This window comes from Frigoribacterium sp. CFBP 8766 (assembly GCF_014841435.1).
Taxonomy (GTDB): Bacteria; Actinomycetota; Actinomycetes; order Actinomycetales; family Microbacteriaceae; genus Frigoribacterium.
The window spans coordinates 1-24,619 of sequence record NZ_JACYTX010000007.1 but is presented as its reverse complement, the minus strand read 5'-3'; the positions used below and the strand labels follow the sequence as shown (position 1 = coordinate 24,619).

Annotated in this window: 24 protein-coding genes; 17 read left to right on the top strand and 7 right to left on the bottom strand. The window is 73.9% G+C overall.

Annotation, left to right across the window (positions count from 1 at the left end; translation table 11 throughout):
• Position 1: 1 nt before the first annotated feature.
• Together IFT90_RS15080 and IFT90_RS15075 are read right to left on the bottom strand one after the other, a co-directional pair.
• Positions 2 to 841 carry a hypothetical protein gene (locus tag IFT90_RS15080; protein ID WP_192043030.1) on the bottom strand — a complete coding sequence of 280 codons (840 nt, stop codon included), beginning with the start codon at positions 839 to 841 and terminating at the stop codon, positions 2 to 4.
• Positions 838 to 1,497 carry a TetR/AcrR family transcriptional regulator gene (locus IFT90_RS15075; RefSeq protein WP_371812332.1) on the bottom strand — a complete coding sequence of 220 codons (660 nt, stop codon included), beginning with the start codon at positions 1,495 to 1,497 and terminating at the stop codon, positions 838 to 840. The genes IFT90_RS15080 and IFT90_RS15075 overlap by 4 nt, the downstream gene beginning before the upstream one ends.
• Positions 1,498 to 1,583: 86 nt before the next feature.
• Here IFT90_RS15075 and IFT90_RS15070 point away from each other — a divergent pair, with 86 nt between their 5' ends.
• Positions 1,584 to 2,534 carry a transposase gene (locus IFT90_RS15070; RefSeq protein ID WP_192043029.1) on the top strand — a complete coding sequence of 317 codons (951 nt, stop codon included), beginning with the start codon at positions 1,584 to 1,586 and terminating at the stop codon, positions 2,532 to 2,534.
• A 126-nt stretch (positions 2,535 to 2,660) separates the two neighbouring features.
• On the opposite strand, the gene xylA is transcribed toward IFT90_RS15070, so the two are convergent.
• Positions 2,661 to 3,854, bottom strand: a complete 1,194-nt coding sequence (xylA, locus tag IFT90_RS15065) for a xylose isomerase (protein ID WP_192043028.1) — start codon at positions 3,852 to 3,854, stop codon at positions 2,661 to 2,663.
• Between the two features lie 213 nt (positions 3,855 to 4,067).
• Here xylA and IFT90_RS15060 point away from each other — a divergent pair, with 213 nt between their 5' ends.
• From IFT90_RS15060 to IFT90_RS15035, 6 genes are all read left to right on the top strand, one after another.
• On the top strand, positions 4,068 to 5,282 hold the full coding sequence (locus IFT90_RS15060; RefSeq protein ID WP_192043027.1) for a Gfo/Idh/MocA family oxidoreductase: 1,215 nt from the start codon (positions 4,068 to 4,070) through the stop codon (positions 5,280 to 5,282).
• Between the two features lie 39 nt (positions 5,283 to 5,321).
• Positions 5,322 to 6,095 (top strand): ThuA domain-containing protein, encoded by a 774-nt coding sequence (locus IFT90_RS15055; protein WP_192043026.1) that lies wholly within the window; start codon positions 5,322 to 5,324, stop codon positions 6,093 to 6,095.
• Complete coding sequence (locus tag IFT90_RS15050) at positions 6,092 to 7,264, top strand: Gfo/Idh/MocA family protein (RefSeq protein ID WP_192043025.1); 1,173 nt, start codon at positions 6,092 to 6,094, stop codon at positions 7,262 to 7,264. The genes IFT90_RS15055 and IFT90_RS15050 overlap by 4 nt, the downstream gene beginning before the upstream one ends.
• Entirely contained in the window at positions 7,261 to 7,953 is a 693-nt protein-coding gene (locus tag IFT90_RS15045) for a ThuA domain-containing protein (protein WP_192043024.1), read from the top strand. The genes IFT90_RS15050 and IFT90_RS15045 overlap by 4 nt, the downstream gene beginning before the upstream one ends.
• Before the next feature lie 89 nt (positions 7,954 to 8,042).
• On the top strand, positions 8,043 to 9,128 hold the full coding sequence (locus IFT90_RS15040; protein ID WP_192043077.1) for a Gfo/Idh/MocA family protein: 1,086 nt from the start codon (positions 8,043 to 8,045) through the stop codon (positions 9,126 to 9,128).
• Positions 9,129 to 9,144: 16 nt separating this feature from the next.
• Positions 9,145 to 10,410, top strand: a complete 1,266-nt coding sequence (locus tag IFT90_RS15035; RefSeq protein ID WP_371741046.1) for an ROK family protein — start codon at positions 9,145 to 9,147, stop codon at positions 10,408 to 10,410.
• A 26-nt stretch (positions 10,411 to 10,436) separates the two neighbouring features.
• On the opposite strand, the gene IFT90_RS15030 is transcribed toward IFT90_RS15035, so the two are convergent.
• Both IFT90_RS15030 and IFT90_RS15025 read right to left on the bottom strand, forming a co-directional pair.
• Positions 10,437 to 11,153 carry a metal-dependent transcriptional regulator gene (locus tag IFT90_RS15030; RefSeq protein ID WP_192043023.1) on the bottom strand — a complete coding sequence of 239 codons (717 nt, stop codon included), beginning with the start codon at positions 11,151 to 11,153 and terminating at the stop codon, positions 10,437 to 10,439.
• A gap of 144 nt (positions 11,154 to 11,297) precedes the next feature.
• A complete protein-coding gene (locus tag IFT90_RS15025) occupies positions 11,298 to 12,812 on the bottom strand; it encodes an FGGY family carbohydrate kinase (RefSeq protein ID WP_192043022.1) in 1,515 nt (504 codons plus the stop codon).
• Between the two features lie 146 nt (positions 12,813 to 12,958).
• Here IFT90_RS15025 and IFT90_RS15020 point away from each other — a divergent pair, with 146 nt between their 5' ends.
• Positions 12,959 to 14,245 (top strand): adenylosuccinate synthase, encoded by a 1,287-nt coding sequence (locus tag IFT90_RS15020; RefSeq protein WP_192043021.1) that lies wholly within the window; start codon positions 12,959 to 12,961, stop codon positions 14,243 to 14,245.
• A gap of 48 nt (positions 14,246 to 14,293) precedes the next feature.
• Here IFT90_RS15020 and IFT90_RS15015 read toward each other — a convergent pair whose 3' ends face one another.
• A complete protein-coding gene (locus IFT90_RS15015; protein WP_192043020.1) occupies positions 14,294 to 14,902 on the bottom strand; it encodes a maleylpyruvate isomerase family mycothiol-dependent enzyme in 609 nt (202 codons plus the stop codon).
• A 36-nt stretch (positions 14,903 to 14,938) separates the two neighbouring features.
• Between IFT90_RS15015 and IFT90_RS15010 the strand changes: the two genes are divergently transcribed.
• The 4 genes from IFT90_RS15010 to IFT90_RS14995 all read left to right on the top strand — a co-directional run bounded on the left by IFT90_RS15010 (position 14,939) and on the right by IFT90_RS14995 (position 17,633).
• Positions 14,939 to 15,571 carry a GNAT family N-acetyltransferase gene (locus tag IFT90_RS15010; RefSeq protein WP_192043019.1) on the top strand — a complete coding sequence of 211 codons (633 nt, stop codon included), beginning with the start codon at positions 14,939 to 14,941 and terminating at the stop codon, positions 15,569 to 15,571.
• Positions 15,572 to 15,596: 25 nt separating this feature from the next.
• Positions 15,597 to 16,016, top strand: a complete 420-nt coding sequence (locus tag IFT90_RS15005) for an organic hydroperoxide resistance protein (protein WP_305798191.1) — start codon at positions 15,597 to 15,599, stop codon at positions 16,014 to 16,016.
• A gap of 148 nt (positions 16,017 to 16,164) precedes the next feature.
• Positions 16,165 to 16,530, top strand: a complete 366-nt coding sequence (locus IFT90_RS15000) for a chorismate mutase (protein ID WP_123548564.1) — start codon at positions 16,165 to 16,167, stop codon at positions 16,528 to 16,530.
• On the top strand, positions 16,527 to 17,633 hold the full coding sequence (locus tag IFT90_RS14995; protein ID WP_192043017.1) for a beta-propeller fold lactonase family protein: 1,107 nt from the start codon (positions 16,527 to 16,529) through the stop codon (positions 17,631 to 17,633). The genes IFT90_RS15000 and IFT90_RS14995 overlap by 4 nt, the downstream gene beginning before the upstream one ends.
• 301 nt (positions 17,634 to 17,934) lie before the next feature.
• Here IFT90_RS14995 and IFT90_RS14990 read toward each other — a convergent pair whose 3' ends face one another.
• Positions 17,935 to 18,564 carry a TetR/AcrR family transcriptional regulator gene (locus IFT90_RS14990; protein ID WP_192043016.1) on the bottom strand — a complete coding sequence of 210 codons (630 nt, stop codon included), beginning with the start codon at positions 18,562 to 18,564 and terminating at the stop codon, positions 17,935 to 17,937.
• A gap of 88 nt (positions 18,565 to 18,652) precedes the next feature.
• On the opposite strand from IFT90_RS14990, the gene IFT90_RS14985 reads away from it, so the two are divergent.
• From IFT90_RS14985 to IFT90_RS14965, 5 genes are all read left to right on the top strand, one after another.
• Complete coding sequence (locus IFT90_RS14985; RefSeq protein ID WP_192043015.1) at positions 18,653 to 20,224, top strand: MFS transporter; 1,572 nt, start codon at positions 18,653 to 18,655, stop codon at positions 20,222 to 20,224.
• Positions 20,225 to 20,378: 154 nt separating this feature from the next.
• Positions 20,379 to 21,461 carry a 3-isopropylmalate dehydrogenase gene (locus IFT90_RS14980; protein WP_192043014.1) on the top strand — a complete coding sequence of 361 codons (1,083 nt, stop codon included), beginning with the start codon at positions 20,379 to 20,381 and terminating at the stop codon, positions 21,459 to 21,461.
• Positions 21,458 to 22,618, top strand: coding sequence for a branched-chain amino acid aminotransferase (locus tag IFT90_RS14975; protein WP_192043013.1), 1,161 nt, complete (start codon positions 21,458 to 21,460; stop codon positions 22,616 to 22,618). The genes IFT90_RS14980 and IFT90_RS14975 overlap by 4 nt, the downstream gene beginning before the upstream one ends.
• Positions 22,615 to 23,385, top strand: a complete 771-nt coding sequence (locus IFT90_RS14970; protein ID WP_192043012.1) for a fumarylacetoacetate hydrolase family protein — start codon at positions 22,615 to 22,617, stop codon at positions 23,383 to 23,385. Before IFT90_RS14975 ends, IFT90_RS14970 begins: the two co-directional genes overlap by 4 nt.
• A gap of 9 nt (positions 23,386 to 23,394) precedes the next feature.
• On the top strand, positions 23,395 to 24,414 hold the full coding sequence (locus IFT90_RS14965) for a putative sulfate exporter family transporter (protein ID WP_192043011.1): 1,020 nt from the start codon (positions 23,395 to 23,397) through the stop codon (positions 24,412 to 24,414).
• Positions 24,415 to 24,619 lie beyond the last annotated feature (205 nt).

Here is a 24,619-nt window from a genome sequence, read left to right as displayed (position 1 = left end):
GTCAGCGGTCCTCTCGGGTGGGGGCGACCGCGCTGTCGTCGGGTGGGGTGGTGTCGGTGTCGGTGTCGGTGTCGAGGTCGAGGTCGAGGTCGAGGTCGGTGTCGGTGTCGGCGTCAGGGGCGTCGAGGGAGGTGGTGCCCAGGTCATCGGGACCGGTCGCGTCGTCAGCGTCAGCGTCTGCGTCCGCGTCTGCGTCTGCGTCCGTTCCTCCGGCGGCGTGCTCGCCGTGCTGTCCGAAGTCGGGCACCGGCAGCGCCTCGACGGCGGCCAGCGCCGCGGCCCCGGTGATCGTCAGCACGGTGACTCCGCGGGCGACGAGGTCGTGCACGACGGCGAGCCAGGCGGCGACGTCGCCGCCGTGCCGCTCGGGCGAGGTGAGCACGAGGCCCCGCACGCCCTCGCGCAGCACGGCGAGCTCGCAGAGCAGGCGCACGCGCAGCTCCGTCGACAGCGCCTGGAGGCGGGTGCGGCGGTGCTCGGCGAGGCCGATCTCGTCGAGCAGCAGGGCGGTCGAGGCGCGGTCGCTGCGGAGGCCGGCGAGCGCGAGCTCCTCCCGGGCGACCTGCGCGACGGTGAGCGAGCCGAAGGGCTCGGCCACCGACGGGGTGTCGACCAGGGCGAAGGAGGCGCGGATCGCGGCTGCGTCGTCGCTCCCGTCCAGGGTGACCTGGCCGCTGGTCGGGGCCATGCGCCCGCCGGCGATCAGCGACGCGAGCACGGGGGCGTCGACCGTCTCGACGGCGACGAACCCGGGCGCGCCGCGGTCGGCGACGACGGTCAGCTCGGGCAGCGGCGCACCGGGCCCCTCGCCGACGGCGACGTGGTCGAGCTCGAGCCTCACGAGCGGTCCTCCGGGGTGCGCAGCGCGAGGGCCGGCGTGCTGCGGACGAGCTCGCCCGCCTCCTGCCAGCCGAGCCCGACCATGCCGAGCACGGCGAGCATCACGAGCCGGTGGCCCTCGGCGCGGTCGAGGTCGCGCACGGTCGCCTCGTCGAGCACGGCCAGCGCCGACCCCTCGACGAGGTGGGCGAGGGTCTCGACGTCGACGTCGTCGCGCATCCGGCCGTCGGCGACGCCGCGACGGACGGTCTCGAGCAGGAACGCGCGCAGCGGCGCGAGCGCCGTGCCCACGTCGCGCATCAGCGGCCCGCGCACGGTGAGCTGCGCCATGACGCGGACGTGCTCGACCTCGGCCCACAGGCGCGCGCCGAGCTCGGCGAGCTGGACGACCGGGTCGTCGGAGGGCGCCGGCACCGCGGCGGCGCCGATGCGGGCGGCACCGCGCAGGGTCACCTCGCGCACGAGGTCGTCCCGGGTCGCGAAGTGCCCGTAGACGCTGCGTCGGGACAGCCCCGCCTCGGCGGCGATCGCCTCGAGCGGGACGGCCGGGTCGACGTTGAGGAGGCGCACGGCGGCCGCCATCAGGGCCTCGCGGTTCGCGGCGGCGTCGCGTCGGGGCGCGCGGGTGGGGGAGAGGGGGGAAGACGAGGCGTGCACGACCCCGATCATACGATCTTGCACACCAGTGTGCAAGATCGTGATGGTGGGGGAGAGGGGCGAGGAGGCGTCGGTAGGGTCAGGCGATGACCCTCGAGGAGGCGGCGCGGCAGCTCTACGCCCTGCCGCCGCAGCAGTTCACCGCCGCCCGCGACGCCTTGGCCGGCGACGCGAAGTCCGACGGCGACGCCGCCCTGGCGACCTCCGTGCGCGCGCTGCGCCGCGCCTCCGCGTCCGCCTGGGCCGTCGACCTCCTCGCCCGTGACGCCCCGGACGACCTCGTCGCCCTCGCGGCCCTCGGCGGCCGGTTCCGCACGGCTCAGACCGACCGCGACCGCTCTGCCCTCTCCGCCCTGACCCGGGAGCGGAAGGAGGCGCTGGCCGGCCTCGTCGCCCGCGCCCGCCTCCTCGCGTCCGACGCGGGCCACCCGCTCTCGGCCGCGGCGCTCGCCGAGGTCGACCAGACCCTCCGTGCCGCCGTGGCCGACGCGACCGCCGCGGCCGCCGTGCGCAGCGGCCGCCTCGTGCGGGCTCTCGCCGCCGACGGCCTCGAGGAGGCGGACCTCACCGACGCCGTCGCCGGCCCTGCCCCCGAGGGAGTCGCCCCGGAGCGGCTGCGCGCAGCCGCTGCCCCCGCCGGTGACGACCACGACGACGAGGGCGGGGGAGCGACGGGATCGGCCTCTGGTGGCGGGTCACGGACACGCGGCCGGGCGGCCGCTCGGCAGGCAGCTGCCGAGGCTGCCCGACGCGCCGCCGAGGAGGCGGCCGCGGACGCCGAGCACGAGGCCGACGACGCGGAGGCGGCGCTCGCCGAGGTCGACGAGCGCGCGACCCGGCTGGCTCACGACCGGGACGACGTCCTCGATCAGCTGCGCCGCCTCCGGGACGAGTTCGCCGCCGCCGAGCGTCGCAGCGCCGAGCTGGACGACCGCGAGAAGTTCCTCACCCGCGAGCGCCGCCGTGCCGACGCCGACGCGGCTGCCGCGCGCCAGGCCGCCGACCGCGCCCGAGCAGCCCTCGCCCCCCGCGACTGACCCCGCCGGCGCAGGTCGCCGCCTGCTCTCCCGCGCAGCGAAACACCCCGGTGTGGACCGATCACCCCGCTCCTACGAGGTGTTTCGTCCACAACGGGGTGTTAGAGCGCGGCTGGCGCGTCTGCCCTAGCCCCGAGCGCCCATCAGGTGCTCGAGCGCGAGCTGCTGCAGGCGGACGAACCCGTACCCGTGGCCGCCGAAGTGCTGCCCCGCGTCGTAGTCCTCGTACGAGGCGCGGTCGGCGAGCAGCTGCTCGTAGCCCTCGCCCTCGCCGAGCGTCGGCGTCGACAGCTCCGCGACCTGGGAGGCGGCCAGCGCCTCCTGCACGTCGGGGTCGGCACGGAACGCCTGGGCGCGCTCCTTCAGGAGCAGGTACATGCGCATGTTGGCGGCGGCGGAGTCCCACACGCCCGAGATGTCCTCGGTGCGCGACGGCTTGTAGTCGAAGTGGCGAGGGCCGTCGTAGGTCGGGCCGCCCTGGGGCGAGCCGTGCTCGAGCAGGTCGACGAGCGAGAACGCGTTCTGCAGGTCGCCGTGGCCGAAGACGAGGTCCTGGTCGTACTTGATGCCCCGCTGGCCGTTGAGGTCGATGTGGAACAGCTTGCCCTGGTAGAGCGCCTGGGCGATGCCGGCCGTGAAGTTGAGGCCCGCCATCTGCTCGTGGCCGACCTCGGGGTTCACGCCGGCCATCTCGGGGTGCTCGAGCGTCTCGATGAACGCGATCGCGTGGCCGAGGGTCGGCAGCAGGATGTCGCCGCGGGGCTCGTTGGGCTTGGGCTCGATCGCGAAGCGCAGGTCGTAGCCCTTGTCGAGCACGTACTGCGAGAGCATGTCGACGCCCTCCTTGTAGCGCGACAGCGCCGCCTGCACGTCCTTCGCGGAGTCGTACTCGGCGCCCTCGCGGCCGCCCCACATGACGAAGGTCTTCGCGCCCAGCTCGGCAGCGAGGTCGATGTTGCGGAGCACCTTGCGGAGCGCGAAGCGGCGGACGCCGCGGTCGTTGGAGGTGAAGCCGCCGTCCTTGAAGACGGGTGCGCTGAAGAGGTTGGTCGTCACCATCGGCACGACGATGCCGGTCGCGTCGAGGGCGCCCTTGAGGCGGTCGATCTGCGTCTGGCGCTCCGCGTCGGTCGAGCCGAACGCGAAGAGGTCGTCGTCGTGGAAGGTCAGGCCGTAGGCGCCCAGGCGGTCGAGGTTCTCGACGGCCTCGACCACGTCGAGGTCGGGGCGGGTCGGTCCGCCGAACGGGTCGGCGCCCGTGTAGCCGATCGTCCAGAGTCCGAAGGAGAACTTGTCGTCGCGGGTGGGAGTGGTCGTCATGTCCGGGGTCCTCGTCGTCGAGAGCGTTTGTTGTCGTCTCCAACATATGCGCTCGGGGCGACGATCACAAGGGCGTCGTCGCTGCTCCTCCCCAGGGCGGGCCCAGCGCCGGCGCGTCCCCCGTCGTCGGGCGGGGAGGTTGCGTGCCCTCGCCGCCGCCCGTACTTTGTTGTTGGCCACAACGAACGTGGCGACGCGTGACGAAGGAGTCAGATGTCCCCCGACGAGACCAGCGCCGCTGCGACCCGGCTCGACGACGTCCGCCCCGACCTCGGCGTCGCGATGGTCGGCCACGGCTTCATGGGCGCCGCCCACTCGCAGGCCTGGCGCACGGCGCCCGCGTTCTTCGACCTCCCGCTGGCCCCGAGGATGACGGCGATCGTCGGCCGCGACGCCGACGCGACCCGCGCCGCTGCCGCCCGCTGGGGCTGGCAGCGCGCCGAGTCCGACTGGAGGCGCGTGGTCGAGAGCGACGACGTCCAGCTCGTCGACATCTGCTCGCCCGGCTCGACGCACGTCGAGATCGCGGTCGCCGCCCTCGAGGCCGGCAAGCACGTGCTCTGCGAGAAGCCGCTCGCCAACACCGTCGCCGAGGCCGAGCTGATGGCCGAGGCCGCCGAGCGGGCGGCCGCCCGGGGCGTCCTCGCGATGGTCGGCTTCAGCTACCGCCGCGTGCCCGCGATCACCTTCGCCCGTGACCTCGTCGCGCGGGGCGCGATCGGCGAGCTGCGCCAGGTGCGTGCCCTCTACCTGCAGGACTGGCTGGTCGACCCCGAGGGCCCGATGACCTGGCGCCTCGACAAGAGCGTCGCCGGCTCCGGCTCGCTCGGCGACATCGGCGCCCACCTCGTCGACGCCGTGCAGTTCGTCACGGGCCGGGCCCTCACCGACGTCAGCGGCCTGCTGCACACCTTCACGACCGAGCGCCCCCTGCTCGGCGAGGTCCGCGGCCTCGGCGGCACCGCCTCCTCCGAGCGCGGGCAGGTGACGGTCGACGACGCGGCCCTCTTCACGGCCAGGGTCGCAGGAGGCGCCCTCGCGACGTTCGAGGCCACCCGCGTCGCGACCGGCCGCAAGAACGCGCTGCGGCTCGAGTTCAGCGGCACGGGCGGCGCGATCGCCTTCGACCTCGAGCGGATGAACGAGCTCGAGGTCTACGACGCCGGCGCCCCGGTCGACCAGCTCGGCTTCCGGCGCGTGCTCGTGACCGAGCCCGAGCATCCCTACACGGGCTCGTGGTGGCCGACGGGTCACGGCCTCGGCTACGAGCACGCCTTCAGCCACCAGGCCCGCGACCTCGTCACGGCCATCGCGGCGGGGGAGCAGCCGACCCCCTCCTTCGCCGAGGGCCTCCAGGTGCAGCGCGTCCTCGACGCCGTCGAGCGCAGCGCCGCCGACGGCAGCCGCTGGCTCGCGACCGCGCCCTGACCCGATCCGACCCGACCCGTCCCTGCCGAGAGAAGACCCATGACCACCCCCACCACCCCCCTCCGCGTGACCGTCTGGGGCGAGAACCGCCACGAGCAGATCGAGCAGCACGTCGCCGAGCGCTACCCCACGGGCATGCACGGAGCGATCGCCGAGGGCGTCGGCGAGAACCTGCCCGACGCGCAGATCACGATCGCGACGATGGACATGCCCGAGCACGGCCTCAGCGAGGAGGCGCTCGAGCAGACCGACGTGCTCACCTGGTGGGGCCACGCGGCGCACGACGAGGTGAGCGACGAGGTCGTCGAGCGGGTGCACCGCCACGTGCTCGCAGGCATGGGCCTGATCGTGCTGCACTCCGGTCACTGGTCGAAGATCTTCACGAAGCTGATGGGCACGACCTGCACCCTCCGCTGGCGCAGCGAGCACGACCAGGAGCTCGTCTGGACCGTCAACCCGCAGCACCCGATCACGCGCGGCGTGCCGAACCCGATCGTCATCCCCGAGCAGGAGATGTACGGCGAGTACTTCGACGTGCCGACCCCCGACGAGCTGGTCTTCATCTCGGGCTTCACCGGCGGCGAGGTGTTCCGCAGCGGCATGACCTACCGGCGTGGCTTCGGCAAGGTGTTCTTCTTCAGCCCCGGCGACCAGGACTTCCCCGTCTACCACCACCGCGCCGTCCGCCGCGTGATCGCGAACGGCGTCGAGTGGGCACGCCCCGAGCGCGAGCGCGAGACGCCGACCCTGCTGCGCTACGAGACCGGCCAGTACTTCCAGGGGGCCGACTACGAAGGGGCCCTCGAGCGATGACGTTCCGCACCGTCGACAGCCGAGGAGGCGCCCTGCGCGTCGTCCAGGTCGGTGCAGGAGGCATGGGTCGGGCCTGGCTCCGCGCGCTCGCCGACAGCGCCGACGTCGAGCTGGTCGGCATCGTCGACCTCGACCTCGACGCCGCCCGGGCGGGTGCCGAGCACCACGGAGACGCGTCGCTGCCCGTCTCGACCGACCTCGGCGCGCTGATCGCCGACCTCTCGCCCGACGCGGTGGTCGACGTGACGGTGCCGGTGGCGCACCACCCCGTGACGACGCAGTCGCTGTTCGCCGGCCTGCCCGTCCTCGGCGAGAAGCCGGTCGCGCTCGACGTCGCCGAGGGGCTCTCGCTCGCGGCCGCCGCCGAGGTGACGGGCGAGCTCTTCATGGTCAGCCAGTCGCGTCGCTACGACGACCACCTGGTCGCCCTCAAGCAGCAGGTCGCCGAGCTCGGGGAGGTCGGCGTCGTCACGACCGAGTTCTTCAAGGCGCCGCACTTCGGCGGCTTCCGCGAGCAGATGGACGACGTCCTGCTGCTCGACATGGCCGTGCACCCGTTCGACTCGGTGCGCTGGCTGCTCGACGCCGACCCCGTGTCGGTCTGGTGCGAGTCGTTCAGCCCGTCGTGGAGCTGGTACCGCGGCGACGCGGCCGCGAACGCCGTCTTCGAGTTCGAGGGCGGGGTGCGCTACGCCTACTCGGGCAGCTGGTGCAGCCCCGGCGCCGAGACCTCGTGGAACGGCTCGTGGCGCGTCGGCGGCTCGGCCGGCACCGCGCTCTGGGACGGCGACGAGGCTCCCGTGCTCGCCCTCGCGGACGAGACGGGCGCCTCCTCGTCGCCCCGGCTGTCGCCCCTGCCGACCGTCGGCGACGGGATCAAGGGCTCGCTCGCCGCGTTCGTCGGGGCGCTCCGCACCGGCGACGTGCCGCACGGCGAGGTGCACGAGAACGTGATGAGCCTCGCGATGGTCGAGGCAGCGATCGAGTCGACGCGCAGCGGGCAGCGGGTCGTGATCGACGACCTGCTCGAGCGGGCGCTCGTGACAGCGATCGAGCGGGAGGCGCGCGACGACGTCCGGGCCCGCCTCGAGTCGTGGACCTCGGTGCGCGCCGCGCTGCAGGCGGTCCCCACGGCACCTGCGGCGACCACGGCAGGGGCGACCTCGTGACCCGCCGCGCGCTCGTCGTCCGCGGCGGCTGGGAGGGCCACGACCCGACCGGCACGACCGACTCGTTCGTGCCGTTCCTCGAGCGGTCCGGCTTCGAGGTCAGCCTGCACGACGGCCCGGCGGTCTACGCCGACGCCGACGTGATGCGCGACGCCGACCTCGTGCTGCAGAACGTCACGATGTCGACGATCGAGGGGGCGCAGACCGTGGGGCTCCGCGCGGCCGTCGAGGCGGGCACCGGCCTGGCCGGCTGGCACGGCGGCATCGCGGACTCGTTCCGCGGCGACGCCGACTACCTGCACCTGATCGGCGGCCAGTTCGCGGCGCACCCCGGCAAGGCCGCGGCCGACCGGGTCGGCGACGAGACGGACGGCTTCGTGCGGCACGTGATCCGCTTCACCGAGGCGGCGGCGACGCATCCCGTCACCGAGGGCCTCGACGACTTCGAGGTCGAGAGCGAGCAGTACTGGCTGCTGCACGACGACTACCTCGACGTGCTCGCGACGACCACGCAGGAGGCGCGGGCCGGCGACCCCTGGACCCGCCCGGTGACCTCGCCCGCCGTCTGGACCCGTCAGTGGGGCCTCGGCCGCATCGCCGTCGTCACCCCGGGGCACTCGCAGGCCGTGCTCGACCACCCGACCGTCCGCACGCTCGTCGAGCGCGGCCTGCTGTGGGCCTCGCGATGAGCGGCGTGGACGCGGGCGTGGCCGGCGGCGGCACGACCGGCACGAGCACGACCGGCGAGAGCACGACCGGCGGCTCGGCCGCCGCGCCGATGCGCATCGGCGTGGTCGGCGTCGGGGTCATCAGCGAGCAGTACTTCGCCTCGTTCGAGCGGCTGCCCGGTCTCGCCCTCGAGGCCGTGGCCGACCTCGACCGGGCGAGGGCCGCCTCCGTGGCGGAGCGTCTCGGCGTGCGCGCCCTGACCGTCGACGAGCTGCTCGCCGACGACCGGGTCGACGTGGTGCTGAACCTCACGATCCCGGCCGCGCACGCGGAGATCGCGCTGCGGGCGATCGCGGCCGGCAAGCACGTCTACGGCGAGAAGCCGCTCGCGCTCACGGTCGCCGACGGCGCCGCGGTGCTCGAGGCGGCCCGGGCGGCAGGGGTGCGGGTCGGCTCGGCACCGGACACGGTGCTCGGCACGGGGGTGCAGACCGCAGCCCAGCTCGTCGCCTCGGGGGTGGTCGGCGACCCCGTCGGCGCCGCAGTCTCGTGGACGGCCTCCGGGCACGAGGCCTGGCACCCCGCGCCCGACTTCTACTACCGGGCAGGGGGCGGCCCGCTGTTCGACATGGGCCCCTACTACCTGACGACGCTCGTGCACCTGCTCGGGCCGGTCGTCTCGGTGTCCGGCCTCGTCTCGCGCTCGGCCCGGCGGCGGACGATCGGCACCGGCCCCCGCGCCGGCGAGCGGCTCGAGGTCGACGTCGACACGCACGCGAGCGCGCTGCTGCGGCACGCCTCGGGAGCGACGTCGACCGTGACGGTGAGCTTCGAGGTGTGGGGCTCCCGGGCGCCGATCACCGAGCTCTACGGCACGCTCGGCACGATCGCCGTCCCCGACGCGAACATGTTCGGCGACCCCGTCGAGCTGCTCACCGCCGACGACCGCACCTGGCGCGAGGTCCCGGCCACGGCGGGCTACGGCGACGCGGGTCGCGGGTACGGCCTGGCCGACCTCGCCAGGGCGGTCGCGGCGGGGGAGCCGCACCGCGCCTCCGGCGACGTCGCCCTGCACGTGCTCGAGATCACGGAGGCGGTGGCCGCGTCGAGCGCGTCCGGCACCGTCGTGACGCTGGTCACCCGCCCGGACGTGCCGCCGCTGGTGCCGCTCGGCGCCGAGCCGCACCAGGCGTGAGCGCCCCGATACCCTGGTGACCAGGGAGGCCGCGGTGCAGGACGAGGCGAACGACACGACAGGCGCTCTGGCGACGGCGCTGCCCGATGCAGGAGGCGCCCCTCCCGCCGGTCGCGCCCGTCCCCTCCTCGATCGCCCTCGTGGGTCGAACCTCTCCTCGGTGCTCGGCATCGTGCACGGCGACGGCCCGACCTCGCGCAGCGAGCTGACGCGACTGACCGGTCTCAACCGCTCGACCATCGCCGCCCTCGTGGGCGAGCTCGTCGAGCGCGGCCTCGTCGTCGAGTCGGAGCCCGTCGCGGCGAACCGGGTCGGCCGCCCCAGCCCGGTGGTCAGCGCCTCGCCCGACGTCGTGGCCTTCGCGGTCAACCCCGAGATCGACGCCGTGACCGTCGGCCGCGTCGGGCTCGACGGGGTCGTGCAGCGCCGGGTCCGGCACGAGACGGACGGCGTCCCCACCGCGGTCGAGGCGGCGGAGATCGCGGCCCGCCTCGTCCGCGAGCTCGTCGACGAGGTGCCCGGAGCCCGGGTCGTCGGCGTCGGCGCCGCCGTGCCCGGCCTCGTGCACGCGGACGGCGGCCTCGTCCGTCTCGCGCCGCACCTCGGCTGGGTCGACGAGCCGTTCGCGCGCCTCCTGTCCGACGCCACCGGCCTGCCTGCCCGGGCGGCCAACGACGCGAGCACCGCCGTCGTCGCCGAGGGCCTCTTCGGCGCCGGCGCGGGAGCGAGCGACCTCGTCTTCCTCAACGGCGGCGCGAGCGGCGTCGGCGGGGGAGTGGTCGTCGACGGCCGCCCCCTCCGCGGCCGCGACGGCTTCGCGGGCGAGATCGGCCACACGCTCGTCGAGTCGGCCGGGCGGCTCTGCCACTGCGGCGCCGTCGGCTGCCTCGAGACCGAGGTCGGCCAGGCCGAGCTGCTGGCCGTCACCGGCCTGTCCCGCGCCCAGGCGGACGAGCTCGACGCCGCGCTGGCGACGGCGCTCGCCGAGGGCGACGCCGACGTGCGCCGCGAGGTCGAGCGCCAGGTCGACTACGTGGCCGTGGCGCTCCGCAACGTGCTCAACGCCTTCAACCCGTCGGTGATCGTGCTCGGCGGGTTCCTCGGGTCGCTGCAGGCCGCCGCGCCCGACCGGCTGCTCGACCGCGTGACCGCGCAGGCGCTGCCCGGGCCGCGCGACGGCGTGCAGCTGCGGCGGGCCGCGCTCGGCGCCGACCGGCTGATGATCGGGGCCGCCGAGCTGGCGTTCGCCGACCTCCTCGCCGACCCGGCCCGCGCCTCCTGACCCGGCCCGCGCCTCCTGACCCGGTGTCAGGCCGTGGCGGCCGCCGCGTGCCCGTGCTCGTCGCGCGTCGCCCAGACGGCGACCGCGGCGGGCCCGGCGAGGTCGACCGTGCCGTCGTCGAGCTCGACCCGCAGCGACCCCGCGTAGTCGCGGCGCTCGGCGACCCGGACGTGCGCGCCCACCCGCAGCTGCAGCGAGCCCAGGTAGCGCAGCAGCTCGGGCTCGTCGTCCGAGACGCGGACGACGTGGCCGCACTCGCCCTCGACGAACTCCTGCAGGGTGTGGGCCTCGGGCCGCACGACGGTGCCGTCGGCCTGCGGGATCGGGTCACCGTGCGGGTCGGCCGTGGGGCGCCCCAGCTCGACGTCGAACGCCTCGAGCAGGCGGTCGCTGACGGCGTGCTCGAGCACCTCGGCCTCGTCGTGCACCTCGTCCCACGCGTAGCCGAGCCGCTCGACGAGGTACGTCTCGATCAGGCGGTGGCGGCGCACCATGCCGACGGCGACGTGCCGGCCACGCTCGCTCAGGGCGATGCTGCGGTACGGCGTGTAGTCGATGAACCCGTCGCGCTCGAGCTTGCGGAGGTTGCCCGACACCGTCGACGCGCCCACCCCGAGCGTCGCCGCGATCTCGTTGGTCGTGATGCCGGGGGAGCCCTCGGCGGCCCACTCCTCGGCCTTCCAGATGACCTTGAGGTAGTCCTCGGTCATCGTCGAGCGGGTGGGTCCCGGTTCCGGTGGCATGTCCCCGATCCTAGGTCCCGCCTCCTGCGCCCGACCCTCTCGCCTCCTGTCCGTCGAGGGCGGGTCAGCTCGCTCGAGGGCGGGTCGCCGCTGACCCGCCCTCGACCTCGCTGACCCGCCCTCGGCCGATCGCAGGCGTGCAGGTCAGCGCGGCAGCGACCCGAGCGCCTGCGCCGCGCGGTAGCGCTGGCCGATCGCGGGCACGAGGTCCGGCTCCGAGGAGGCGCGGGTCGACACCGCCCACCCCGGTCGCGTCCCCGAGAGGGCCCACGCCGCCTGCCGTGCCGCACCGTCCGCGACGTACTCGCCGGGCGCGGGCACCGTGACCGGCACGTCGAGCACCTGGGCGGCGACGGCCTGCACGGCCGGGTTCAGCGCGGCGCCGCCGATCAGCAGCACGCGCCGCACCTCCACCCCCTGGTCGCGCACGGCGGCGGCGCCGTCGGCGAGGGCCGACAGCATCCCCTCGACGGCGGCACGGGCGAGGTTCTCGCGGGTGGTCGAGGCGAGCGTCAGCCCCGAGAGGGTGGCCGTCGCGTCGGGCAGGTCGGGCGTCCGCTCGCCCTCGAAGTACGGCACGAGCGAGACCCCGCCGGAGCCGGGCTCCGCGGCGAGCGCCAGCCGCGCGAACTCGTCGTGGTCGACGCCGAGCAGCGTGCCGATCGACGACAGCACGCGGGCCGCGTTGAGGGTGGCGACGAGCGGCAGGAACCCGCCGGCGGCGTCGGCGAAGCCGGCGACCGTGCCCGACCCGTCGTGGACGGGCGCGTCGGTCACGGCGAACGCCGTCCCGCTGGTGCCGATGCTGATGACGAGGTCGCCCACCCCGGCGTCCAGCCCGAGGGCCGCGCCGGCGTTGTCGCCGGCGCCCGCCCCGACGAGGACCCCCTCGGGGACCGGCCCGTGCGCGACCGTCGTGCCCGCCGCCTCCGACGGTCCCAGCACGCGCGGCAGCACGACGTCGCCAGGAGCAGGAGCAGCAGCAGGCGCCGAAGCAGCAGTCGAAGCAGCGGCTCCGTCGCGTCCCGCGGCGACTCGCCCGGTCTTCCCGAGCGCCCGCTCGAACAGCTCCAGGTCGTACGCGTCGTCGCCCGGGCTCCAGTACGAGGTGCCGCTGGCGTCGCTGCGGTCGGTGACGAGCGCCTCGAGGTCGGGGCCGAGCGGCGAGGAGGCGGCGGGCCCGTGACCGAGGAGCCGCCAGGTCAGCCAGTCGTGCGGCAGCGCCACGGCGGCGACGCGCGCGGCGGCCTCGGGCTCGGCGTCGCGCAGCCAGCGCAGCTTGGTGGCCGTGAAGGAGGCGACGGGCACCGAGCCCGTCCGTCGCGCCCACTCCTCCGCCCCGAGCTCGGCGGTCAGCTCGCGAGCCGCCCCGGCGCTGCGGGTGTCGTTCCAGAGCAGGGCGTCGCGCACGACCGCGCCGTCGGAGTCGAGCACGACCATCCCGTGCTGCTGCCCGGCGACCGAGATCGCGGCGACGTCGTCGAGGCCGCCGGCCGCGTCGATCGCCTCGACGAGGGCGTCCCACCAGGCGTCGGGCGGCACCTCGGTGCCCTCCGGGTGCCGGGCGGTGCCCTGGCGCACCAGCTCTCCGGTGGCGGTGTCGCGGATCACGACCTTGCAACTCTGGGTCGAGGAGTCGACCCCGGCGACGAGACTCATGGGGGTAGTTTGTCGTATTGCGCAACGAATTCCTAGAGCGGTGCGCGACGGGCGTGCCGCGCCTCCTCGTCGGTAGACTCAAGTGCACCTGACACGGTGCACGCGTGCCTCATCCGGGCGCGATCGCCGACCGCGAGGAGACGACCATGCCCGCAGTAGTCATCATCGGAGCCCAGTGGGGCGACGAAGGCAAGGGCAAGGCCACCGACCTGCTCGGCAGCCGCATCGACTACGTCGTCAAGTTCAACGGCGGCAACAACGCCGGCCACACGGTCGTCATCGGCGACCAGAAGTACGCCCTGCACCTGCTTCCCTCGGGCATCCTGTCGCCCGGCGTCACGCCCGTCATCGGCAACGGCGTCGTCATCGACATCGAGGTGCTCTTCGACGAGCTCGACGCGCTGATCGCGCGCGGCGTCGACGTCTCGAAGCTCAAGGTCAGCGCGAACGCGCACGTCATCACGCACTACCACCGCACCCTCGACAAGGTGACCGAGCGCTTCCTCGGCAAGCGCCAGATCGGCACGACAGGTCGCGGCATCGGCCCGACCTACGCCGACAAGATCAACCGCGTCGGCATCCGCGTGCAGGACATCTTCGACGAGGGCATCCTGCGCCAGAAGGTCGAGGCGGCCCTCGACCAGAAGAACCACCTCCTGGTGAAGGTCTACAACCGCCGCGCGATCGAGGCCGACGAGATCGTCGAGTCGCTGCTCTCGTACGCCGAGCGGCTGAAGCCGATGGTGGCCGACACGGCGCTCGAGATCCACCAGGCGCTCGAGGCCGACAAGACCGTCCTCTTCGAGGCCGGCCAGGCGACCATGCTCGACGTCGACCACGGCACGTACCCGTTCGTCACGTCGTCGTCCGCGACCGCAGGAGGCGCCTCCACCGGCTCCGGCATCGGTCCCGGCCGCATCCAGCGCGTCATCGGCATCGTCAAGGCGTACACGACCCGTGTCGGGGCAGGTCCGTTCCCGACCGAGCTGTTCGACGCCTCCGGCGAGTTCCTCCGCGCCAACGGCTTCGAGTTCGGCACGACCACGGGCCGGCCGCGTCGCTGCGGCTGGTACGACGCCCCGATCGCCCGCTACTCGGCGCGCATCAACGGCGTGACCGACTTCGTGCTCACGAAGCTCGACGTGCTCACGGGCCTCGAGACGATCCCGGTCTGCGTCGCCTACGACGTCGACGGCGTGCGTCACGACGAGGTGCCGGTGTCGCAGAGCGACTTCCACCACGCCGTGCCGATCTACGAGGAGTTCCCCGGCTGGACCGAGGACATCACCGGGGCCCGCGAGTTCAGCGACCTCCCGAAGGCCGCACAGGACTACGTCCTGGCCGTCGAGGCCATGAGCGGCGCCCGCATCTCGGCGATCGGGGTCGGCCCCGGCCGCGAGGCCGTCGTGGTCCGCCACGACCTCCTCGCCTGACCCGCCGCGGGGACGCCTCCCGTCGCCCCGCGCTCGGGCGCGCCCGCCTCAGACGACGCTGAACCCGTCCCCGAGGCGGCCGCGTCCCGTCAGCGCGAGCAGCACCTCCTCGCCGTGCCCCTGCATCGTCGCGGTCCGGGCGGCGAGCGCCGCGGTGTCGGCGACCGCGGCCGTCGGCAGCGTGTGGGCCAGCCCGGTCGCGCGTGACAGGTCGATGGTGTGCACGACGAGCTCGAACACGCGGGTCCGCAGGTACTCGCCGAGCGGGATCCCCATGCCTCCGAGCGACACGATCCGGTTCGAGGGGGCCCGGTCGAGGGCGCCGCGCGACTCGACGAGCGCCTCGGCGACCCGGGCGGCCGGGTCGTCGCCGAGCCACCGGCCGGCCTCGACGCCGCGGGCGTGCACGCCGTCCGCGTCGGTGAACTGCGAGGCGTACGCCGAGTACCAGGCCTCGGCCGACGGGATGGTCACGTCGCTCGGCTCGTCCAGGCCGAGGTAGGTCGACACCGTGAGCACAGCCCGGGAGGTGTGGCCCGCCAGGTCGCGGACGGTCCAGCGCCCGAGGCCGGGCGCGTCCCACTGCTCGGGGCGGACTCGCGAGAGGAGGTCGACGAACGACTCGGCCGACTGGCCGAAGGTGCGGGGTGTGGTCACGCTGACATCTTGCTCCGCCGCTGCCAGGATCGACGCATGACCGCGCTCGGGCCGTTGCCCTTCGTCCCCCTCGTCGGCCGTCTCGTCACGGTCGTCCCGCTCCGTCACGACGACCTGCCCGAGCTCCACCGCGCCGTCGGCAGGCCCGAGGTCTTCGCCGGGGGCTGGGGCGGCGGCGCGGCGGCGTACCGCGACGACTACGACGAGTGGGCCGAGTTCCTGCGCGGCTACCTGCCCTGGGACGAGGGGCTCGTCTGGGGCGTCCGCCGCACGGTCCCGGCCGGCGAGGTCCCCGGCGAGCTCGTCGGCACCACCACCGTCGGCCTCGTCGACCTCCGCTGCGAGAGCGCCCACGTCGGCTGGACCGCCTACGCGCCCGAGGTGTGGGGCACCGGCGTCAACGTCGAGACGAAGCTGCTCGTGCTGGGGTCGCTCTTCGACCACGGTCTCGGGCGTGTCCAGATCCAGGCCGACGCCCTGAACGAGCGGTCGCGGGCGGCGATCACGCGGCTCGGCGCGACCTTCGAGGGCGTCCACCGCCGCACGCAGCCGCGGGCCGACGGCTCGTGGCGCGACACGGCCGTCTACTCCGTCCTCGCCGACGAGTGGCCGGGCGTCCGGGATGGTCTCATGCAGCGTCTGGAGACTGTTCAGCAACCGTCCAGATGAGGGGTCGACTGTTGCTCTCATGACTTTGGAGATCGCTTACACCGCCATCGCCCACGCCACCGGCGGGGGCCGTGACGGCCACGTCCGCAGCGAGGACGACCGCCTCGACTTCGACACCCGTCCGCCCAGGGAGCTCGGCGGCTCCGGCGAGGGCACCAACCCCGAGCAGCTCTTCGCCGCGGGCTACGCGGCCTGCTTCCTCAGCGCGATGCACGGCGTCGCCAAGAAGCTCGACGTCGACACGAGCGACAGCTCGGTCAGCGCGAGCGTCGGCATCGGCGGCAACGGCGACGGCGGCTACGGCCTCGCCGTCGAGCTCGACATCTACACGCCGAACGTCCCGGCCGACCGCCGCCAGGAGCTCGCCGACGCCGCGCACCACGTGTGCCCGTACTCGAACGCCACCCGCGGCAACGTCGAGGTCACGCTGACCCTCGTCGACTGACGCAGCAGCACAGCAGCACAGCAGCAGCGAAGGAGGCGCGTCCCGCGATCGCGGGACGCGCCTCCTTCGTCCGTCCGCACCGCCCTGCGACACGGAACGTCGCCGATCGTCCCGGCCTGCCGTCGCAGCGCCCCGATAGGGTCGGGACATGGCACTCGACAGTCCCCTCGGGGCGGACAGCCCCCTCACGACCGACGACCGCGAGGCGATCGACGAGCTCTCGAGCATCCGTCAGAGCATCGACAACATCGACGCGGCGCTCGTGCACCTGCTCGCCGAGCGCTTCAAGTTCACGCAGTCGGTGGGGCACCTCAAGGCGGCGGCGGGCATGCCGGCCAGCGACCCCGAGCGCGAGCGCGTGCAGATCCAGCGCCTCCGCCAGCTCGCCGAGGAATCGCATCTCGATCCGGCCTTCGCCGAGAAGTTCCTCGGGTTCATCGTCGGCGAGGTCATCCAGCACCACCAGCGCATCGCGAACGACGCCGCCGGGTCCTCGTCCGAGGGCCGGGCGTGACCGACGCGGGAGCCGGGCTCGACGCGTCGGCCGGGCACGACCCGTCCGTGGTCGAGACCCCTGCGGCGGAGTTCCCCGCGGCGGACGTCGGCTCGCCCCAGCGCCTCTACGTCGGCTCGTACACCGCCTCCAGCGGCGGCTCCGGCGCGGGCATCACCGTGCTCGAGCGCACCGCGCCGGGTCAGCCGTGGCAGTCGGTGCAGACCGTGGAGGCCGACGACCCCTCCTTCCTGGTCGCGACCGAGGGCGCTCTGCACGCCGTGTCCGAGACGACGGAGGGGCGGGTCCTGTCGTACACCGTCTCCGCCGGTCGCCTCGTGGCCGCGTCGAGCGCCGCCTCGGGCGGGGCCGCGCCCTGCCATGTGCTGTTCGACCCCGCCTCCGGGGCGCTCGTCGTCACGAACTACGTCGGCGGCACGGTCTCCGTCCTCTCCGGCGACCCCTCGCTCACGAGCCGGGTGGCGCACACCGTCGCGCTGCCCGTCGGGCACGGCCCGGTGCAGGAGCGCCAGGAGCGCCCGCACGCCCACCAGGCCTCGCCCACCCCGTGGGGCACGCTGCTGGTCAGCGACCTCGGGACCGACCGCCTGGTCGAGGTCGCCGTCGACCCCGTCACCCTCGTGCCCGAGATCGTCGGCGTGCACCTGCTGCCCGCCGGGGCCGGCCCGCGTCACGTCGCGTGGCTGGGCGATCGCCTCGTCGTCGCCGGCGAGCTCGACGCCCGGCTGCACGTGCTCCGGCGCGTCGGCGAGAAGCTGGTCGTCGACCACTCGGTCGAGGTCTTCGAGGGCTCGTCCTCGGCGTCCGGGGTCTTCCCCTCGCACCTCGACGTGGACGGCGGACGCGTCTACGTCGCCACCCGCGGTCGCGACAGCATCAGCGTCCTCGCGCCAGGCGACGACGGCCGCCTCGAGCTCGTCGGCGAGGCTCCCTGCGGCGGCACCTGGCCGCGGCACTTCGTGATCACGCCCGGCGTGCTGTACGTCGCGAACCAGGGCTCGGACACGGTCGCCGTGCTGCCGCTCGACCCCGAGACGGGCGTCCCCGGCGAGCCCCTCGACGTCTTCACGCTCGGCAGCCCCGCCTGCATCCTCCCCGCCTGACCGGTCCCGCGGGCCCGCGCCTCCCTACCTGACCCGCCCCCGCCCCGTCAGCAAATGCCGACCGTGAGCGCCGTTCGGGCAGCGCAACAACTGGATATCCCGTCACAGCAGCCCCACCGGTCGGGTTCTGCGCTTCGTGGGTGATCGTGGACGCAGGGCTGCAGCAAATGCCGACCGTGAGCACCGCTCAGGCCGCACAACACCCGGATATCCCGCTACAGCAGCACCGCAGGTCGGCATTTGCGAGTACGCAGACACGCGCGGGCGCGAGGGCTCAGCGGAAGGGGCGGTCGGCGGCCGCTCAGCGTGCGAGGCTGCGCAGCAGCGCGACGACCTCATCGACCGAGGCGCGGCCGCGGTGCACGGCCCCGGCGGCACCGGACGCACCCGACGCACCCGATCCGCCCGACGCACCTGCAGCACCGGCAGCACCCGACGCGACCGACGCCTCCTCGAACTGCGCGGGCGTGAAGTAGAGCCCGTCCGAGACGAGGCACACGAGGCTGGCGACCGCGGGGTCGCCGACCTCGTCGAGCACGACCCGATACCAGCGGTCCTGCATGGCCGTGAGCGCGGAGACGGCCTGCGGCCAGCGTCCGCTCGCGCCGAGGCCGGCGACGGCGGTGATGCACCTGTCGAGCGGGTCGTCCACGGGGATGGCCGACCGCGAGGAGGTGCGGATGAAGTAGTCGACGACGCCGTCGGCAGCCGAGGTCATGCGTTCGACGTCGTCGTCGAGCAGCGCCTCGAGGCGGGCGACGAGCCCGTCGACCAGCGCTTCGCGCGAGGGGAAGTGGTAGAGCAGCCCGCCTTTCGAGACGTCCGCGGCGGCGGCGACGGCGTCGAAGGTGGCACTCCGCTCGCCGGCCTCGACGACGAGGTGCTCGAAGGAGTCGAGCATCTTCTCTCGGGCTGACGGGCGCGGGCTCATCCTGTTACTGTACCGTCTGGACGGTCAAGCTGTACCGTCCAGACGGTACAGCCCGCCCCGAACGCCCACCACGACCATCGAGAGACCCATGAGCACCCGCGACGACCGCCGCACCCCCGCCCCGACGACCCCCACGACGACACGCGCCCCCGCCCCCGCGCCCGCCCGCGCCGGCGCCCGCCAGTGGGCCGCCCTCGTCGTCCTGATGCTGCCGGTCCTCCTCGTCTCGGTCGACAACACGGTGCTCAGCTTCGCCCTGCCCGAGATCTCGACCGCGCTGCAGCCCTCGGCGGCCGCGCAGCTCTGGATCGTCGACGTCTACTCCCTCGTCCTCGCCGGCCTGCTCGTGGCGATGGGCTCCCTCGGCGACCGCTTCGGCCGCAGGCGCCTCCTCCTCATCGGGGCCAGCGGCTTCGCCGCGGTCTCGGTCGTCGCCGCCTTCGCCCCCACCGCCGAGGCGCTGATCGCCGCCCGCGCCGTGCTCGGCTTCTTCGGCGCGATGATCATGCCCGCCACGCTCTCGTTGCTGCGCAGCACCTTCACCGACCGCGACCAGCGCCGCCTCGCCATCGCGATCTGGGCGAGCGGCTTCGCGGCCGGTTCCGCCCTCGGCCCGATCGTCGGGGGAGCGCTCCTCGAGCACTTCGCCTGGGGCTCGATCTTCCTCATCGCCGTGCCGGTGCTGCTGCCCCTGCTCGTGGCCGCGCCGATCCTCGTCGTCGAGAGCCGCGACCCCGCTCCCGGTCCGTTCGACCTCGTGTCGGTCCTGCTCTCCCTGCTCGCGATGGCGCCGGTCGTCGCGGCGATCAAGCAGCTCGCCACGCACGGTCCGGGCCTCGACGTGCTCGCCCTCGCCGTCGTCGGCCTCACGGCGGGGTGGCTGTTCGTCCGTCGTCAGCTGCGGCGCCCGCGTCCCCTGCTCGACGTGCGGCTCTTCACGAACCCGGTGTTCGCGGGCTCGATCGTCGTGAACCTGCTGGCCATCACCTCCCTGGTGGGCTTCCTCTTCTTCACGACGCAGCACCTGCAGCTCGTCGTGGGCCTGCGGCCGCTGCACGCGGCGCTCACCCTGCTGCCCGGCCTCGTCGTCATGGTGCTGTCCGGGCTGGCGGTCGTGCCGCTCGTCCGCCGGGTCGCGCCGCGCAGCATCGTCGCCGTCGGCCTGGGCGCCGCGGCCGTCGCCTACGGAGCCGTGTGGCTGTCCGGCGCCGACGCCCCGGTGTGGGTGTTCGTCGTCAGCTTCGCCCTCGTCGGACTCGGCGTGGGAGCGGCCGAGACGATCTCGAACGACCTGATCATCGCCGCGGTCCCGGCCGAGCGCGCAGGAGCCGCCTCCGCGGTCTCCGAGACCGCCTACGAGGTCGGGGCGGTGCTGGGCACGGCCGTGCTCGGCAGCATGCTCACGGCGATCTACCGCGGGGCGCTCGTGGTGCCCGGCACGGTTCCCGCCGACGCCGCGGCGGCCGCCCGCGAGACCCTCGGCGGCGCCGTGGCCGCTGCGGAGCCCCTCGAGCCCTCGCTCGCCACGGCGCTCCTCGACGCCGCGACGCACGCCTTCGACACCGGGCTGGTCGCGACCGCGGCGGTCGGGGCCGGCGTGATGGTGCTCGCCGTCGTGGTCGCCCTCGTGGCCCTCCGCCGGGCCTCCGCGCACGACTGACCCGCAGGAGGCGCGGCGCGCGTCCCCGACGGCCTGTCCAGGAGGCGCGACGCCCGTCCCCGACGGCCGCCCGCGACCCCATGCCGGCGGCGCGGCGCCCCTCCCCGCGCAGGTACAGTGGAGGGTCACCCGCCTCGCCGACCCCAGGAGTCCCATGTCGCGCACCGTCCGCCTCGCCGCCGTCCCCGGCGACGGCATCGGCCCCGAGGTCGTCGCCGAGGCGCTCAAGGTGCTCGAGGTCGCGGCAGGCGACGACGCCTCCTTCGAGGTGACGCCGTTCGAGCTCGGCGCGACGCGCTACCTCGAGACCGGCGACATCCTCACCGACGACGACCTGGCGGCCCTCGCGTCGCACGACGCGATCCTCCTCGGTGCCGTCGGCGGCGACCCGCGCGACCCCCGCCTCACGGGCGGCATCATCGAGCGCGGCCTGCTCTTGAAGCTCCGCTTCGCCTTCGACCACTACGTCAACCTCCGTCCCACCACCGTGTACCCGGGTGTCCCGTCGCCGTTGGCCGACCCCGGCGAGGTCGACTTCGTCGTCGTCCGCGAGGGCACCGAGGGGCCGTACGTCGGCAACGGCGGCGTCCTCCGTGCCGGCACGCCGCACGAGATCGCCAACGAGGTGAGCGTCAACACCGCGCACGGCGTCGAGCGGGTGGTCCGCTTCGCCTTCGAGAAGGCGCGCAGCCGTCGGGGCCGCCTGACCCTCGTGCACAAGACCAACGTGCTCGTCTTCGCGGGCGGCCTCTGGCAGCGCATCGTCGACGCGGTCGCCGCCGAGTACCCCGACGTCGAGGTCGACTACCAGCACGTCGACGCGGCGACCATCCACCTGGTCGTCGACCCGGCCCGCTTCGACGTGATCGTCACGGACAACCTGTTCGGCGACATCCTCACCGACCTCGCCGGCGCGGTCAGCGGCGGCATCGGGCTCGCGGCCTCGGGCAACCTCAACCCGAGCGGGGCGTTCCCGAGCATGTTCGAGCCCGTGCACGGCTCGGCGCCCGACATCGCCGGCCAGCAGCGGGCCGACCCGACCGCCGCGGTCCTGTCCGTCGCGCTCCTGCTCGACCACCTGGGCCTGGAGGAGGCGGCGGCGCGGGTCCGCGAGGCCGTCGAGGCCGACATCGCCGCGCGTCAGCAGTCAGCGGGCACCCGCCGCAGCACGTCCGAGATCGGCACGGCGATCGCCGACCGCGTCGCCGCCCTCACCAGCCAGGAGGCCGCATCATGAGCCAGACCGACGACACCACCACGATCGGCGACACCGCCACGACCGGCGACGACACCGCGACGACCGCCGAGTTCGGCCTCAGCTTCGAGCTGACCCCGTCCGAGTCGGTCCGTGACAGCGCCGAGCGCGAGGTGATCCTCAGCGACCCGGGCTTCGGCAAGCACTTCACCGACCACATGGTCTCCATCCGCTGGACCCTCGACGAGGGCTGGCACGCCGCCCGGGTGCACCCGTACGGGCCGCTCCAGCTCGACCCGGCCGCGTCGGTGCTGCACTACGCGCAGGAGATCTTCGAGGGCATGAAGGCCTACCGCCACGCGGACGGCTCGATCTGGTCCTTCCGCCCCGACGCCAACGGCAGGCGCCTCCAGCGTTCGGCCCGGCGGCTCGCGCTGCCCGAGCTCTCGACCGACGACTTCGTCGAGAGCGTCAAGCAGCTGGTGCAGGTCGACAGCTCGTGGGTGCCGAGCGCCCCCGAGACGAGCCTCTACCTGCGGCCGTTCATGATCGCGAGCGAGAGCTTCCTCGGCGTGCGGGCGGCCCAGCAGGTCGACTACCACGTCATCGCGAGCCCTGCAGGCGCCTACTTCACCGGAGGCGTGGCCCCGGTCTCGATCTGGCTCACCACGAACTACGCCCGCGCGGGCAAGGGCGGCACGGGGGCCGCCAAGACGGGCGGCAACTACGCCTCGTCGCTGCTGCCGCAGCAGGAGGCCTACGAGAACGGCTGCCAGCAGGTGCTGTTCCTCGACTCGTCCGAGAGCACCTACATCGAAGAGCTCGGCGGCATGAACGTCGTGCTCGTCTACGCGGACGGCACCCTGGTCACCCCCGACAGCGACTCGATCCTCGAGGGCATCACCCGCGACTCGATCCTCGAGCTCGCCGAGGCGCGCGGCCACCGGGTCGAGCGACGCCGGGTGTCGCTCGACGAGTGGCGTGACGGGGTCGAGAACGGCGACATCGTCGAGGTCTTCGCCTGCGGCACGGCCGCCGTGGTCGTGCCGATCGCCGAGCTCAAGGGCGAGGGCTTCCACGTCGGCTCGCCCGCCGCCGAGGGCGGACCCCTCACGATGTCGCTGCGCGAAGAGCTCACCGACATCCAGTACGGGCGTCGCGACGACGTCCACGGATGGATGACGAGGCTCGACGCATGAAGATCGCACGGTTCGCGACCCCCGGAGAAGACCCCCGCTACGGCATCGTCGACGAGCGCGAGCTGATCGTGCTCGCGGGCGACCCGATGTACAGCGGCTACGAGACCACGGGCGAGCGCGTCTCGCTCCGCTCGGCCAAGCTGCTCGCGCCGGTGATCCCGCGCTCGAAGGTCGTGGGCGTGGGCCTGAACTACCACGACCACGCCGACGAGCTGGGGCAGACCCCGCCGGAGGCGCCCCTGCTGTTCCTGAAGCCGAACACGACGGTCATCGGCTTCGGCGACTCGATCCAGCTGCCGCCCGACATCGGGCAGGTCGACTTCGAAGGCGAGCTCGCCATCGTGATCGGCTCGATCGCGAAGCGCGTCAAGGCCGAGGACTACCAGGACGTGGTCTTCGGCTACACGATCGCGAACGACGTCACCGCCCGCGACGTGCAGACGGCCGACGGCCAGTGGACCCGGGCCAAGGGCTACGACACGTTCCTGCCGCTCGGCCCGTACATCGAGAACGAGTTCGACTGGAGCGACGCGACCATCGAGACCCGCGTCGACGGCGAGGTCAAGCAGCGCGAGTCGACGATGCAGATGATCCACAAGATCCCCGAGCTGATCGAGTACGTGACCGACGTGTTCACGCTCCTGCCCGGCGACGTCATCCTCACCGGCACCCCGGCCGGCATCGGCCCGTTCACCGCGGGCGAGACCGTCGAGGTCGCGATCTCGGGCATCGGCTCGCTGATCAACCCCGCCAAGAACCGCGTCTAGGCACCGTCGGTGACGACCCCGGCACCGTCCGCCGCGCCTCCGCGGCGACGGGTCCTCCCCGGGGTCGGCCTCGCGGCCGTGGTGCTCGGGGTCGCCTGGCTCGTGCACCTGGTGCTGCCGGCGGTCCCGGTCCTGACCGGCTGCGTCGTCCTCGGCATCGCCCTCGGCCAGGTCCCGGCGTTCCGGCCCGCACTCGACGGGGTGCTCGCACCCGGGCTGACCCTGTCGGCGAAGCGCCTGCTCCGCATCGGGGTCGTGCTGCTCGGGCTGAAGCTCAGCCTGGTCGACGTGGCCGGGCTCGGCTGGGCGACGGTGCTCAGCGTCGTCGGGATCCTGGTCGCCACGTTCCTGGTGACCTGGCTGCTCGGGAGGTGGGCTCGCCTCCCCGGTGACCAGCCCCTCCTGCTCGCGGCCGGCTTCTCGATCTGCGGGGCGTCGGCGATCGGCGCGATGTCGGCGGTGACCCGCGACCGCGGCAAGGACGCCGCGACACCGGTGGCCCTCGTCACCCTGTGCGGCACCGCGGCGATCGCGGTCCTCCCCGCGCTCGGCTCGGCGCTCGGACTGACGCCGGTGCAGTTCGGTGCGTGGACCGGCGCCAGCGTCCATGACGTCGGCCAGGTGGTCGCGACCGCGCAGACCGCCGGCGCCTCAGCGCTCGCGATCGCCGTCGTGGTCAAGCTCACACGGGTGGTCATGCTCGCCCCCGTGGTCGCGATCACGTCTGCGGTGGTCCGCCGCGGGGGAGGCGACGCCGGCACCCGGCCTCCCCTGGTGCCCCTGTTCGTGGTCGGGTTCCTCGCCGCGGTCGTGCTGCGCACCCTGGTCGACCTGCCGGAGGCGGTGGTCACGGGAACCGACACCGTCCAGACCGTCCTGCTCGGCCTGGCACTCGTCGGGCTCGGGTCGAGCGTCCGGCTCGAGCGTCTCGCCCGCACCGGTGGTCGCGCCGTCCTCGTCGGCCTCGGTTCCTGGGTCTTCGTCGCCGGGCTCTCGCTGCTCGTCGTCCTCGCGTTGCCGCTCAGCTGACGATGCGGCCCGTCGCCCTCGGGGCGGCCGAGCGATCGGGTCGATCCGGACGGTCGATCGCGATCGTCACCATGCCCTGGGACGCCCTGTGCCGGGCCCTGGCACGCGAACGGGGCTCGGACCCTTGATTTTCCGGGGTTCGACGTTGCGACACGCCCGGGATGCGGCAGGGTTTGGACGATGTGCCTGGTGTGCCTGTAATGTT

Excerpts from the sequence above, each read along its gene's own strand:
- IFT90_RS15025 (WP_192043022.1), bottom strand. The coding sequence starts at position 12,812 with ATGAGTCTCGTCGCCGGGGTCGACTCCTCGACCCAGAGTTGCAAGGTC.
- IFT90_RS15030 (WP_192043023.1), bottom strand. The coding sequence starts at position 11,153 with ATGCCACCGGAACCGGGACCCACCCGCTCGACGATGACCGAGGACTAC.
- IFT90_RS15055 (WP_192043026.1), top strand. The coding sequence starts at position 5,322 with ATGACCACCCCCACCACCCCCCTCCGCGTGACCGTCTGGGGCGAGAAC.
- IFT90_RS15060 (WP_192043027.1), top strand. The coding sequence starts at position 4,068 with ATGTCCCCCGACGAGACCAGCGCCGCTGCGACCCGGCTCGACGACGTC.
- IFT90_RS14985 (WP_192043015.1), top strand. The coding sequence starts at position 18,653 with ATGAGCACCCGCGACGACCGCCGCACCCCCGCCCCGACGACCCCCACG.
- IFT90_RS15040 (WP_192043077.1), top strand. The coding sequence starts at position 8,043 with ATGCGCATCGGCGTGGTCGGCGTCGGGGTCATCAGCGAGCAGTACTTC.
- IFT90_RS15070 (WP_192043029.1), top strand. The coding sequence starts at position 1,584 with ATGACCCTCGAGGAGGCGGCGCGGCAGCTCTACGCCCTGCCGCCGCAG.
- IFT90_RS15020 (WP_192043021.1), top strand. The coding sequence starts at position 12,959 with ATGCCCGCAGTAGTCATCATCGGAGCCCAGTGGGGCGACGAAGGCAAG.
- IFT90_RS14990 (WP_192043016.1), bottom strand. The coding sequence starts at position 18,564 with ATGAGCCCGCGCCCGTCAGCCCGAGAGAAGATGCTCGACTCCTTCGAG.
- IFT90_RS14975 (WP_192043013.1), top strand. The coding sequence starts at position 21,458 with ATGAGCCAGACCGACGACACCACCACGATCGGCGACACCGCCACGACC.
- xylA (WP_192043028.1), bottom strand. The coding sequence starts at position 3,854 with ATGACGACCACTCCCACCCGCGACGACAAGTTCTCCTTCGGACTCTGG.
- IFT90_RS15000 (WP_123548564.1), top strand. The coding sequence starts at position 16,165 with ATGGCACTCGACAGTCCCCTCGGGGCGGACAGCCCCCTCACGACCGAC.
- IFT90_RS14970 (WP_192043012.1), top strand. The coding sequence starts at position 22,615 with ATGAAGATCGCACGGTTCGCGACCCCCGGAGAAGACCCCCGCTACGGC.
- IFT90_RS15010 (WP_192043019.1), top strand. The coding sequence starts at position 14,939 with ATGACCGCGCTCGGGCCGTTGCCCTTCGTCCCCCTCGTCGGCCGTCTC.
- IFT90_RS14980 (WP_192043014.1), top strand. The coding sequence starts at position 20,379 with ATGTCGCGCACCGTCCGCCTCGCCGCCGTCCCCGGCGACGGCATCGGC.
- IFT90_RS15050 (WP_192043025.1), top strand. The coding sequence starts at position 6,092 with ATGACGTTCCGCACCGTCGACAGCCGAGGAGGCGCCCTGCGCGTCGTC.